Genomic DNA, 12,173 nt, shown 5'->3' with positions numbered 1-12,173 from the left:
ATCATGGGCGCCCGGCGCTATCAGGCCCGCAGGCGATTGGAAAGCACTGCGGCGCAGGCGGCGGGAACGGCGGCGCAGCGACAGGGGTTGGCTTCTGCAGCCAGGGAGAGCGCCATGGACCGTCCGAAGTCGAACACAGCCGCCGTAAGCCTCAGGATCGGGGAATCCCGCATGGTCGCCAAGGTGTCCGTGACCCCTGCAGGCCTGCTGGCCATCGGCGGCCTGGTCTCTGGCATATTGCTCTCGACCTCGGTTCTCGTCTGGTCGGCCACCAACGTCGCCCGCCGCCGGCCCCTGACGTCGGCCCTCGTGGCGCGCTAGAGCGTCTGCTCCACCCGGGTCACCTCGGGCACATAGTGTTTGAGCATATTCTCCACCCCGGACTTGAGCGTGGCGGTGGAGGAGGGGCAGCCGGCGCAGGCGCCCTTCATGTGCAGCCAGACCACGCCGGTCTCGGCCTCGAAGCGGGAAAAGACGATGTCGCCCCCGTCCTGGGCCACGGCCGGGCGGATCCGGCTGTCCAGCAGGTCCTTGATCTCGCTGACGATCTGGGCGACCTCGCCCTCATAGACCGGCTCGGCTTCGCCGCCCTGGCCCGCATCGCCGGCGACCAGGGGCCGGCCGGAGGTGAAGTGGTCCATGATGGCCGCCAGCACCGGCGCCTTCAGATGAGGCCAGGCGTGGTGCGGACCCTTGCCGACGGTGATGAAGTCGGGGCCAAAGAAGACCCGCTCCACCCCTTCGATGTCGAACAGGTCGGCCGCCAGCGGCGAGGCCTGGGCCTCGTCCAGGGTGCGGAAGTCGTGCGAGCCGTCTCCGGCGACCTCACGGCCGGGCAGAAACTTCAGCACCTCGGGGTTGGGCGTGGTTTCGGTCTGGATGAACATGCCGCTCATTTGGCGTGTTCAGGCCCGCCGCGCAAGACCCCTGGCCATGCTTGGTTATTGCCTTGCGGCCTCGTCAGGCCAGATCGGCGATTTCCTCGTCGGTGAGGTCGCCGGGCACCACGGTCACCGGCAGCTTGCGGCCGCCCCATTTGACCCCTTCCTTGGCGATGGAGGTGACCAGGGGGCCGGGGCCGCGCCCCTGGGGGGCGGCGGCCAGGACCAGGATCTTGATGTCGGGATCGTCGGCCAGGACGCTTTTCAGCGCCTGGCGGGGGCTCTCGGCGTTCAGGATGATGAATTCCGGCGGCGCGCCGGTCTCGGCCAGGACGAACTCGGCCATCTTCTGCAGAAAGGCTTCGGCCTCGGCGCGGGTCTGACGCTCGATCTCGTCGCGCACGCCGGACCAGTGCTCGAACACCGCAGGTTCGATCACCCGCAACAGGGCCACATGGCCGCCGGTGGAGCGCGCCCGGCGGCAGGCGAACCGCAGGGCGACCTGGAATTCCGGGGTGTCGTCGGCGATGACGAGGAACTTGCGCTGGCTCATGGGGCGACGGTGGCCCGCCCCGCGCCGTTCGGCAAGAGGCGGACGGCCGACGCGCTCAGGCGCCCCAGAAGCCCACCTGCCGCCGGACCTCGGCCAGGGTCGGGGCGGCCGCCTCGCGGGCGCGCTCCGCCCCCCGGGCCAGGACCTTGTCGATCTCGGCGGGGTCGGCCATCAGCCGGCGCATCTGGTCGCCCACGGGGCCCAGACGAGCCACCGCCAGATCGGCCAGCTTGGGCTTGAAGGCGCCGAAGCCCTGGCCGGCGAACTCGGCCAGCACCTGCTCGGCGCTGCGCCCGTCCAGGGCGGCATAGATGCCGATGAGGTTCTCCGCCTCCGGCCGGCCCTTCAGTTCGTCCAGGGTTTCCGGCAGGGGCTCGGGGTCGGTCTTGGCCTTGCGGATCTTCTGGGCGATCAGATCGGGCTCATCGAGCAGGTTGAGGCGCGAATTGTCCGACGGATCGGACTTGGACATCTTCGCGCTTCCGTCGCGCAGGGACATGATGCGCGAACCCGGCCCCTGGGTGAGAGCCTCGGGCAGGGGGAAGTAACCCTCGGCGCCGAAGTCGTGGTTGAACTTGGCGGCGATATCGCGGGTCAGCTCCAGGTGCTGGCGCTGGTCGTCGCCCACGGGCACGCGGGTGGCCTTGTAGAGCAGGATGTCGGCGGCCTGCAGCACCGGATAGGTATAGAGGCCGACGCTGGAGCGCTCCTTGTGCTTGCCCGACTTCTCCTTGAACTGGGTCATGCGGTCGAGCCAGCCGAGGCGCGCGACGCAGTTGAAGATCCAGGCCAGCTCCGCATGGGCGGGCACGGCGGACTGCGGGAAGATGGTGGCCTTTTCCGGGTCCAGGCCCGAGGCCAGATAGGCTGCGGTGATCTCGCGCACCTGGTCAGCCAGGCGGGCGGGCTCCTGCCAGACGGTGATGGCGTGCAGGTCGGCCACGAAGATGAAGGTGTCCATCTCGTGCTGCAGCTTCGTGAATTTCACCAGGGCGCCCAGATAGTTGCCGAGATGCAGGGCGCCTGAGGGCTGGACGCCGGAGAGCACGCGTTCGGGGCCGCTATAGGCGACGGGGGCTTGGTCGGTCATGGGGTCAGGCTTCGACTACGAATGAAAGGGCAGGCCGGCGGCAGGCCTCGCCGCATGGGCGGCGGCTGCGTTCAGGACGCGCGGCGCCATCGCCAGGTTCTGCGAGCCGGAAAAGCCATGGCCCTGCGCATAGTCGCCGCCGCCCGCCCTGGCAAGGCTTGGCTCAGGCGAGATCGGCGGGCGGGGCGGCCGGCGTTCCGGCGCGACGGGTCAGGGCGGCGCGCAGCTCGGCCCGGGTGACCCCGCCGAACAGGAAGACCAGCAGCCCATAGAGGACGAACCCCGCCAGCGACAGGATCAGCACGCCGGCCTCCTTGCTGCCCAGCAGGGGCAGGCCGAGGCTCCCCAGGGCGGCCTCGATGGCCGCGCGCTGCGCCGCCGCCACGGCCAGCGCCCCGCCCATGACCAGACTGGCGGCGGCCGTGCGGGCGATCTTGGACATCACCCAGGGGCTGGGCCGGTAGTCCCCCCGCCGCCAGAGCGCCAGCAGCATCTGGATCACCGCGATCCAGGCGGCCAGGCTGGTGGCCATGGCGATGCCGGGAATGCCGATGAGCAGATAGAGGATGACTCCGGCCACGATGTTCACCGCCACCGAGATGAGCGCGAAGCGCATGGGGGTCTTGGTGTCCTCGCGGGCGAAGAAGGCCGGCTGCAGGATCCGCTGCAGGACGAAGGCCGGCGTCCCCCAGCCGTAATGGAAGAGCAGGGCGCCGGTGGCCGCGGCGTCGGCGGCCACGAACGCCCCGCGGGTGAACAGGCCGTCGATCAGATAGACCGGCATGGCCATCAGGGCCGCGGCGGCCGGCAGGCTGAGCGCCAGGCCGAAGATCAGGCCCTGGTCCATGGCCCCGCGGGCGTCGGCCACGTCCCCGCGGCGCAGGGACTGGGCGAGCCTGGGCAGCAGGGCCACCCCGATGGCCACCCCCACCAGGCTCATGGGCAGCTGATAGAGCCGGTCGGCGACGTTCAGCCAGACCCGGGCGCCGGCCACCTGCGAGGCCAGGATGCCGGAGATGAAGATGTTGATCTGGGTGGCGCTGTTGGCGATGGCCGCAGGAATGGCCCGCCGCGTCAGGGCCTTCATCTCCGGGGTGAGCCGGGGGAGCACGAGCCTGACCCGAGCGCCCGACTTGCGGGCCGCCCAGATGACCAGGGCCGCCTGGCCGACGCCCGCCACCAGCACCCCCCAGGAGGCCGCATAGGCCGCGGTGACGGGCTCGGTCTGGGGCCAGACGATGGCCAGCATGACCACGTTCAGAATGGTCGGATAGAAGCCCGAGACGATGAACCGGCCATGGGCGTTCAATATGCCCGAGAACAGGGCCGCAATGGCCATGCAGGGCAGGTAGGGCATGGTGATCTGGGTCAGGATCACCGCCAGGCGGAACTTGTCCGGCTCGTCCACATAGCCCGGATTGATGACGTACATCAGCCACGGCATGGCCAGCTGGACCACCAGGCAGAAGGCCACGGTCACCGCCGCCAGGCCCGCGGCGGCGTCGGCGGCGAAGCGATTGGCCTCGGCCTCGCCCTCGCCCTCCAGCCGCTTGGCGTAGTCGGGCACGAAGGCCGCGGCGAAGGCGCCCTCGGCGAAGATGCGTCGGAAGAGGTTGGGGAAGGCCAGGGCCGTGTAATAGGCGTCGGCGGCGATGGTCAGGCTGGCGCCCAGGCGGGCAGTGACCACCAGGTCGCGGGCCAGGCCCAGGACCCGGCTGAGCAGGGTGAGGGTGGCGAAGATCACCGACGACTTGAGCAGGCCCGGCCGCCGCGGCGGAGGGCTTTGCGCCGCGCTCGGGGCCGCGCTCGCGGCGGCGGCGTTAGGCGGGGAATCGAGGGGCGGGCTCTGGCTCACGCCGCGCCTTTGGGCCTGCGCCGCGCGCCGGTCAAGCGTCCGGGGCTCCGGCGCGGGCCTCGGCGCCGGCCACGCACAGCCAGCGGGCGCGGTGGAAGTTGGCGATATTGTCCACCCAGCCGGTGACCCTGGGCGCCACCAGGGCCTTGTTGACCACGAAGAGCAGGGGGACCAGGGCGTCCTCCGACAGCATCAGGGCCTCGGCCTCCGCCAGCAGGCGCGCCCGGGCCTCCAGGTCCGGCTCGCCGTTGGCCGCCGCCAGCAGGGCGTCATAGGCCGGATTGGCGTAGTCGCCATAGTTCTGCGCCCCGGTGTCGGACTTCAGCAGCTCCAGGAAGGTGAGGGGGTCGTTGTAGTCGGCGTACCAGCTCATGGCGCCCACCTGGAAATCGCGCATCCGATAGGCGGCGAAGGCGATCTGCCCTTCGTTCTGCACCAGCCGCACCTTGACCCCCACCGCCTGCCAGTCGGCCTGGATAGCCTGCATCATCAGCGTGCTGTCAGGGGTGTTGCCGGTCTTGATCTCCACCTCCAGGGGCCACTCGGGGCCATAGCCGGCCTGGCGCAGCAGGTCCCGCGCCAGGGCCTGGCGGGCCTCCAGGGTCTGGCCGGCGAAGCTGGTCTGGGGGCCGCTGGCCACATAGTTGGCCGTGCCCGGCGGCACGAAGGCGTAGGCCGGGACCTGGCCGGCGCGCAGCAGCTTGTCGGTGATGAAGTCCCGGTCGATGGCCGCCGACAGGGCCTTGCGCACCCGCGGGTCGCGGAAGGCGGGCACGCCGCGGGTGTTGAAAGACAGATAGGAGGTGGCCAGCGAGATATGCGTGCGGGCGTAGCCGGGCATGGCCTCACGGATGCGCGAGAGGCGGTTGGACTGAAAGCCGGTGTTGATGTCCAGCTCGCCGGCCGCCACCCGCCGCTCTGCGGTCACCTGGTCGGGGGTGGGATAGTAGCGGACCGTGTCCACGCAGACCTTGTCGGCGTCCCAGAAGTAGGGGTTCCGGGTGACCTCGATGTACTCGCCCAGCCGCCAGGAGACGAGCTGGTAGGGGCCGCTGCTCACATAGTTTCCAGGCCGCACCCAGGCCTCGCCCTTGGCCTCCACCACGTGGCGCGGCACGGGAAAGAAGGACAGGTGCTTGAGCATTTCGGGCAGGTAGGGCGCCGGATGGTCCAGGGTCAGCTCCAGGGTCCGGGGGTTCAGGGCGCGCGCCCCCAGGGCTTGCGGCGGGGCCTCGCCGGCGTTCACCTGCGCCCCGTTCTTCAGCAGGAAGACGAGGTAGGCGTAGATGGAGGCGGTCTGCGGCGCGAGGATCCGGCGGTAGGCGAAGACGAAGTCGTCCGCCGTGATGGGCGCTCCGTCCGACCAGCGCGCCTCGCGCAGATGGAAGGTCCAGACCAGACCGTCGGCGCTCACCTCCCACCGCTCGGCCAGGGCCGGAATGGGCGTGCCGTCCGGGGCGTCGGTGGTCAGGCCCACATTCAGGTCGCCGATGACCTGAAACTCGTCGATCAGATTGGACTGCTGCGGGTCCAGGGTCGCCGGCTCGGTGTTGTTGCCGAACTCCAGGCAGACCTGGCCGGCCGGACAGGCCGGACGGCTCGGCCCCTCCTGGCAGGCGGCAAGCGCCAGGGCGACGAGGAGCGGAATGAGCAGGCGCAGCGGCGGTGGGCGCAAGGGGCGGCGACTCCGGAACTTTCGCGCATAAGCGCACAGCCGGCTTGGCCCTGTCGAGCACCGGCGGGGCGGACGGCTGACCGCGCGCAGCCCTGGCCAAAGGCGGGGGCGCAAAGGACACGAAGATCACACGAAGGGCGCAAAGGATGGGGTGGTCCCGCTTCGCGGCCTTCGCGATCCCTTCGTGTCCGTCGCGCCCCCTTAACGGCGCTTGCGTGGCCCCTTAGACGGGGCTGAAGACCGGGACTGGGGGGCCGTTCTCGGTCTCCTGGAAGGTCACCTTCACCTTCTGGCCGATGGCCAGCTGATCGAAGTCGCAGTCCACGAAGTTGGTCAGGACGGCGGGGCCTTCATTCAGGGTCACATAGCCGATGGCGTAGGGACCGCCGGGCGAGCGGCGCATGACCGAAAAGGTGTAGATCTCCCCTTCCCCCGGGCTCTCTTCCCAGACCGTGTCTTCAGAGAAGCAGATCGGGCAGATGGCCCGCGGGTACCAGTGGGCCTTGCCGCAGGAATTGCACCGCTTGATCATGAAGCGGCCTTCGGCGGCGGCGTCCCAGAAGGGCTTGGATTCCACCGTCACCGGCGGAGCGGGGATCTTGCGGCGGGTGGTTTCGGGGGCGGTTTTCGTATCGCTCATGGGACCTACTCCCGTTCCATGATGAGGGTGGCCGAGCCGTGGCGGGTGCCCAGCGACCCGCCCGTGCCGTGGGCGATGGCCAGATCGCAGTTTTCGACCTGCACCTTGGGGTGGGCCTCGCCGCGCAGCTGGCGGACGGCTTCGATCACCTTGGTGATGCCGCCGCGGTTGGTGGGGTGGTTGTTGCAGAGGCCGCCGCCGTCGGTGTTGAACGGCAGCTTGCCGACGCCGGAGATCAGGTTGCCGTCGGCGACGAACTTGCCGCCCTGGCCCTTTTCGCAGAAGCCCAGGTCTTCCAGCTGCATCAGCACGGTGATGGTGAAGCTGTCATAGATCGAGGCGTACTTCATGTCGGCCGGCTTCACGCCCGCCTCCTCGAAGGCCATGGGCCCGGACCACAGGGCGCCCGAATGGGTCAGGTCCAGATCGTGGCCGCCCATGGGACCCTTGGGGCTTTCGCCGGCGCCCAGGATCTTCACCTTGGGCCGGTTGAGGCTCCGGGCGATCTCCGGGCTGGTGACGATCAGGGCGCCGCCGCCGTCGGAGACCACGCAGCAGTCCAGCCGGTGCAGCGGATCGGCGATCATGGGGGAGTTCAGCACGTCCTCCACCGTGACCACGTCGCGCAGCATGGCGTGCTCGTTCCACTGGGCGTGGTGGCTGGCGGCCACCTTGATCCAGGCGAGCTGCTCGGAGGTGGTGCCGTACTCGTACATGTGGCGCATGGCGCACATGCCGTAGGTGTTGTGGGTGGTGCCGCCGTAGATGTTCTCATAGCCGGCCTCGGGCGGGCCGTCGGTGAGCTGGCCGGGGCGGCCGCCGCCGCCGAAGCCGCCGAACTGGTTCTGGCGCGGCCGGCCGGCCAGGGTGATCAGGGCCACCTTGCACTTGCCCTCGGCGATGGCCTGGGCCGCATGGCCCACGTGCAGGATGTAGGACGAGCCGCCGGTCTCGGTGGAGTCCATGTGCCGGACGTTCCGCAGGCCCATATAGTCGATCATGGACATGCCGCCGAAGCCCGGGGCGTCGCCGGCGCAGAAATAGCCGTCCACATCGTCCTTGGTGAGGCCCGCATCTTCCAGGGCGCCCTTGGCGCACTCGGCGTGGATCTGCGGGGTGGACTTGTCGGGGGCGTTGCGGAGCGGATGCTCGTAGGCCCCCATGATATAGGCCTTGCCTTTAATGCTCATGTCCCTTCCCGGATTATGTTTTCGATGAATGGGGACCGCCTTATCCGCGCGCGGGCAGGCTGTCATCCCCAGTGATGGCCCAGTGATGGCCCAGTGATGGCCCAGCGATGACCCGGTGATCGGATGGCGCGCCGCCTCGCCGCCCCGATGGTCGCGCGCCTCAGGCCTGCGGGGCCTTCAGCGCCGCGATGCGGGCCTCCCGCAGGGCCGAGCGGCGGACCTTGCCGGCGTCGTCGCGCAGGGGCTCGTCCACGAACTCATAGGTTCGGGGCTGCTTGTAGGTGACCAGCCGGGTGGACAGGTAGTCCCGCAGCTCCACCTCCGTCGTGGGTCGGCTGACCTGGACGATGGCGTGAATCTTGTTCCCCAGGTCGTCGTCCGGGATGCCGATCACCGCGCAGGACATCACCGCCTCATGCTCGTCCAGGGCGGCCTCGATCTCGGCGGGATAGACGTTGGAGCCCCCCACCAGGATCATGTCGGTGCGCCGGTCGGCCAGATAGAGATAGCCGTCCTCGTCGAACCAGCCGATGTCCCCCAGGCTTTCCCAGCCGCCGGGCAGGGTCTTGGCCGTGGCGCCCAGATACTTGTAGCTGGGCGGCGCGCCCTCGGGCCGGCGCATGTAGATCTCGCCCACCTCGCCGGGGGGAAGGGGCTTTCCGTCCTCGCTCATGGCGATCATCTCGCCCATGCGCACCTTGCCCACCGAGCCTCTGTGGGCCAGCCACTCGGTTCCCGAGATCACGGTGGAGGCCTGGGCCTCGGTGCCGGCATAGAGCTCCTGGATCACCTCGCCCCCCAGCCAGTGGATGAAGGCCTCCTTCAGCCAGGGCGGACAGGGGGCGGCCAGGTGCCAGAGGGTCTGGAGGGAGGACAGGTCGTAGCGGCTCCGGGTCTCTTCCGGCAGATGCCAGACCCGGTTCATCATGGTGGGCACCATATAGACCCAGGTGGCCTTCCACCGCTCGATCTCGGCCAGGGTCTTTTCCGGGTCGAAGCGGGGCATGACCACGATGTGCGCGCCCATGTTGATGGCCGACATCATCATGCCGAAGCCGGCGTTGTGATAGAGGGGCGCCGGCAGCAGGGCGACGGAGTCCGCCCGTAGCTGCCAGCCCCCCACCTCCGGCGCGACCTTGGCCGTCACGCCCGGCTGACCGGCCAGGATCAGCTTGGGCCGGCCCGTGGAGCCGCCGCTGGTGGGCGCCTTGGAGACCGGGGCGATGGCGTCGGGCAGGTCTGAGTCGTCGTCGGCCCGGGCGGCGATGTCGTCGATATTGACCAGGGGCTTGTCGATGGCGTGGTCGAAGGCGGCGATGACGATGGGTGTCGCGGCCAGCGCCATGATCGCCTCCAGCTCGGCCTTGGGCAGGCGGAAGGACACCGGCTGCGGGGTGGCGCCGATCTTCCAGAGCGCCCAGCAGGCCTCCACGAAGCCGATGCTGTTGGGCAGGCCCAGGGTCACCAGGTCCCCGTGCTTCACCCCCAGGGCGCTCAGCCCTCGGGCCAGGCGGTTGGTGCGGCGGTGGAACTGGCTGTAGGTCAGGGTCTGGTCGCCGCAGGACACCGCCGGCGCATCGGGCTTTTCGCGCGCCAGATCGGCCAGGCGGGCGCCCAGCGAAATCATCTCGTCGGACATGGTCTCTTCCCTGAATGGAGGTCGCCCGCGGCTCGTTTCGCGGCCGGGGTCGGTGAAAATGAAGCGCCGCCCAATATCGCGGCGGCGGCAAGAGTTTCCCTCGCCAGGGCCTGGCCTGGCAAGGGGTTGGAAGACCATGCCCCCAGGCGCTAAGACCAGACCCGTTTCATCTCTTCAGGGGCTCTCATGTCCGACGCCGTCTCCACCGCCGATCTGTCCGACGAGAACGAGGGCCGGGCCCAGGTCCTGCGGCTGCAGATGCGCGACCTGGGCGGGCGGCGGGCCTTTTCCGGCCCGGTCCGCACGGTGCGCTGCCATGAGGACAACTCCAAGGTGAAGGCCCTGCTGGCCACCCCGGGCGAAGGCGCGGTGCTGGTGGTGGACGGGGGCGGTTCGCTGAACTGCGCCCTGGTGGGCGATCTGATCGCCCAGAGCGCGGTCGATAACGGCTGGGCCGGGGTGGTGGTCCACGGGGCGGTCCGCGACGCCGCCGTCCTTGCGGGCCTGGACCTGGGCGTGAAGGCCCTGGGGACCATGCCCCTGCGCAGCGTGCGCCGCGACCTGGGGGAGATCGACGTTCCCGTGGCCTTCGGCGGCGTCATCTTCCGGCCGGGCGATCGGCTGTTCGCCGACGCCGACGGGGTGGTGGTGCTAAGGGATTAGGCTGCGGGTCGCCAGTTGACCGACAGGTCGGGCTCGCGGAAGGCGAATCGCCTGAGGTGGCTGTCGATCACCCCTTCGAGCCTGGCCCGCAGCTCGGCGCCGGCCGCCTCGATCTCCAGGTCCAGGGCCACGGGGCCGGCGCCCAGGCGGCAGACGCCCCCGTCGAAGGCGATCTCGCCGGTCTCGTCGTCGAACCGCGCCTGGACCTTGTGCCCGAAGTGCTTGCAGAGCTGGATCATGTAGCGACGGGCGTGGGCGGTGACCACGCTGGCCTGCGAGCGGGCGGCGCCGGGGCTCATGGCGCCACCTTTTCGATGCGGCCGGCGGCCTCGTCCAGAATGGCGCAGATCGCCTCGGTCTGGGCCTCATCGAGGCCGCGGGCGGCGCGCAGCTTCAGGGCGGTCTTCACATTCTCCATGGCCCGGCGGATCCGGTAGCGGCCGGCGTCGTCGCCGCCCTCGCCCATGCGGGCGAAGACCGCGGCCACGGCGGGGCGCTGGGGCTCCAGGGCCTGGCGGCCTTCGGGGGTGATTTCATAGAGCTTGCGCGCGCCCTGGCCCTGGGCCTGGACCACGAACCCCTCGTCCTCCAGCAGGGACAGGGTGGGATAGATGACGCCGGGGCTCGGCCGATAGACCCCGCCGGAGCGCGCCTCGAGCGTGCGGATCAGCTCATAGCCATGGGCCGGCGCCTCTTCGATCAGGGCCAGCAGCACGAAGCGCAGGTCCCCGTGCTCCAGGAAGCGGCCCAGGCGCGGGCCGCCCCGGCCCCGGCCGCCGCCCATGCCGCCAAAGCCGTGCCGGCTGCCCCGGCGATGGTCGTGCCATCCAAAGTGTCGATGCATGTTTCGATCCTATTTCGATATGTCGAAACAATAGATATATCGAAAGCGGCCGGCGTCAAGAGCGGGCGGGATTTAGGCCAGGTGCGTCTGGGCCAGCATGGCGCGCATGATGTCGGCCAGGAGCCGCCCCTCGGCCGCCCGGCTGGAGCCGGCGCGCCAGACCACGACGATCTCGCGGCTGGGATGGGCGGTGGCCAGGGGGCGGATGGCGACGGCCACCTGGTCGGTCAGCCCCGCCTCCACCGCCATGGCCGGCAGGAAGGTGACTCCCAGGCCCGACCCCACCATCTGAACCAGGGTCGGCAGGGAGGTGGCCGCAAAGCCGCCGCTGTCATCGGCCGACAGGCGCGGAGGCTTCAGGCCGCAGGCGGCCAGGGCGTGTTCGCGCAGGCAGTGGCCGTCCTCCAGCAGGATCAGCTCCTCGCTGGTCAGCTCATCGGGGGGCGTGGCGCTCATCTGGGTCAGCGGATGATTGGCCGGCAGGGCGGCCACCAGCTCGTCATCGGCCACATGGGCGTAGTCCAGGCCCGAGGTGTCATAGGGCAGGGCGATAAGGGCCGCGTCCAGGTGGCCGGCCTTCAGGCCCGCGATCAGCCGCTGGGTCTGGTCCTCCCGCAGGAAGAGCCGCAGGGCCGGATAGCGCTGGCGCAGGGCCGGCAGGGCCCGGGGCAACAGGAAGGGGGCGATGGTGGGGATCACCCCCAGGCGGAAGCGGCCGGTCAGGGGCTGGCCGGCCCGGTGGGCTTCCTGGACCATCTCCTCGGCCTCATTGAGGATGACGCCCGCCCGGCGCAGGGCCGCCTCGCCCACCTCGGTGAGGATCACCCCGGTGCGGGCCCGGTCCACCACCGGAGCGCCCAGAGTCTTCTCCAGCTCCTGGATCCCCGCCGACAGGGTGGGTTGGGTCACATGGGCGGCCTCGGCGGCGCGCCCGAAAGCGCCGTGCTCGGCCAGGAGCTTGAGGTACTGGAGTTGGCGGATGGTGGGCAGCATGGGGCGAACATAGTTTGCGCCTATAGAAGTTTCAATTATTATCGATTGGACCCTGGTCTTTCGCGACCGTATCGCGGTCACAGGCGGGCGCTCTCCCACGGCCCGCCGCAAGGCTCGGAGGCGCCGCGTCCCCCCATCCCCGCGCGTGTC

General features: G+C 69.9%; 13 protein-coding genes. 2 read left to right on the top strand and 11 right to left on the bottom strand.

Annotated features, from left to right (window positions below):
- Positions 1-321, top strand: a 321-nt coding sequence (locus V7D28_RS01415; RefSeq protein WP_333585566.1) for a hypothetical protein, incomplete at its 5' end; no start/stop codon positions are given.
- On the opposite strand, the gene V7D28_RS01410 is transcribed toward V7D28_RS01415, so the two are convergent.
- The 8 genes from V7D28_RS01410 to V7D28_RS01375 form a co-directional block, all read right to left on the bottom strand.
- A complete protein-coding gene (locus V7D28_RS01410) occupies positions 318-887 on the bottom strand; it encodes a NifU family protein (protein ID WP_333585569.1) in 570 nt (189 codons plus the stop codon). The two genes, V7D28_RS01415 and V7D28_RS01410, sit on opposite strands and share 4 nt — an antisense overlap.
- Before the next feature lie 73 nt (positions 888-960).
- Positions 961-1,434, bottom strand: coding sequence for a universal stress protein (locus tag V7D28_RS01405; RefSeq protein ID WP_333585565.1), 474 nt, complete (start codon positions 1,432-1,434; stop codon positions 961-963).
- Positions 1,435-1,489: 55 nt separating this feature from the next.
- Entirely contained in the window at positions 1,490-2,524 is a 1,035-nt protein-coding gene (trpS, locus tag V7D28_RS01400; protein ID WP_333585564.1) for a tryptophan--tRNA ligase, read from the bottom strand.
- A gap of 163 nt (positions 2,525-2,687) precedes the next feature.
- On the bottom strand, positions 2,688-4,379 hold the full coding sequence (murJ, locus tag V7D28_RS01395; RefSeq protein WP_442957883.1) for a murein biosynthesis integral membrane protein MurJ: 1,692 nt from the start codon (positions 4,377-4,379) through the stop codon (positions 2,688-2,690).
- Between the two features lie 31 nt (positions 4,380-4,410).
- Positions 4,411-6,054: a peptide ABC transporter substrate-binding protein gene (locus V7D28_RS01390; RefSeq protein ID WP_333585563.1), complete on the bottom strand. Its 1,644-nt coding sequence runs from the start codon at positions 6,052-6,054 to the stop codon at positions 4,411-4,413.
- Between the two features lie 223 nt (positions 6,055-6,277).
- On the bottom strand, positions 6,278-6,694 hold the full coding sequence (locus tag V7D28_RS01385) for a Zn-ribbon domain-containing OB-fold protein (protein ID WP_333585562.1): 417 nt from the start codon (positions 6,692-6,694) through the stop codon (positions 6,278-6,280).
- A gap of 5 nt (positions 6,695-6,699) precedes the next feature.
- Positions 6,700-7,884: a thiolase domain-containing protein gene (locus tag V7D28_RS01380; protein WP_333585561.1), complete on the bottom strand. Its 1,185-nt coding sequence runs from the start codon at positions 7,882-7,884 to the stop codon at positions 6,700-6,702.
- Between the two features lie 160 nt (positions 7,885-8,044).
- A complete protein-coding gene (locus V7D28_RS01375) occupies positions 8,045-9,523 on the bottom strand; it encodes an AMP-binding protein (RefSeq protein WP_333585560.1) in 1,479 nt (492 codons plus the stop codon).
- Positions 9,524-9,709: 186 nt separating this feature from the next.
- Here V7D28_RS01375 and rraA point away from each other — a divergent pair, with 186 nt between their 5' ends.
- Entirely contained in the window at positions 9,710-10,186 is a 477-nt protein-coding gene (gene rraA / locus V7D28_RS01370; RefSeq protein WP_333585559.1) for a ribonuclease E activity regulator RraA, read from the top strand.
- On the opposite strand, the gene V7D28_RS01365 is transcribed toward rraA, so the two are convergent.
- The 3 genes from V7D28_RS01365 to V7D28_RS01355 all read right to left on the bottom strand — a co-directional run bounded on the left by V7D28_RS01365 (position 10,183) and on the right by V7D28_RS01355 (position 12,023).
- The gene (locus tag V7D28_RS01365) at positions 10,183-10,485 is read right to left on the bottom strand and encodes a DUF2218 domain-containing protein (RefSeq protein ID WP_333585558.1); all 303 of its coding nucleotides are present in this window, start codon (positions 10,483-10,485) and stop codon (positions 10,183-10,185) included. The two genes, rraA and V7D28_RS01365, sit on opposite strands and share 4 nt — an antisense overlap.
- Positions 10,482-11,030, bottom strand: a complete 549-nt coding sequence (locus V7D28_RS01360) for a PadR family transcriptional regulator (protein WP_333585557.1) — start codon at positions 11,028-11,030, stop codon at positions 10,482-10,484. Before V7D28_RS01360 ends, V7D28_RS01365 begins: the two co-directional genes overlap by 4 nt.
- Positions 11,031-11,102: 72 nt before the next feature.
- The gene (locus V7D28_RS01355; RefSeq protein WP_333585556.1) at positions 11,103-12,023 is read right to left on the bottom strand and encodes a hydrogen peroxide-inducible genes activator; all 921 of its coding nucleotides are present in this window, start codon (positions 12,021-12,023) and stop codon (positions 11,103-11,105) included.
- Positions 12,024-12,173 lie beyond the last annotated feature (150 nt).

The organism is Phenylobacterium sp. (genome assembly GCF_036723115.1).
Classification (GTDB): domain Bacteria; phylum Pseudomonadota; class Alphaproteobacteria; order Caulobacterales; family Caulobacteraceae; genus Phenylobacterium.
The sequence above is the reverse complement of the archived record's forward strand: the minus strand, read 5'-3'. Positions and strand labels throughout refer to the sequence as shown.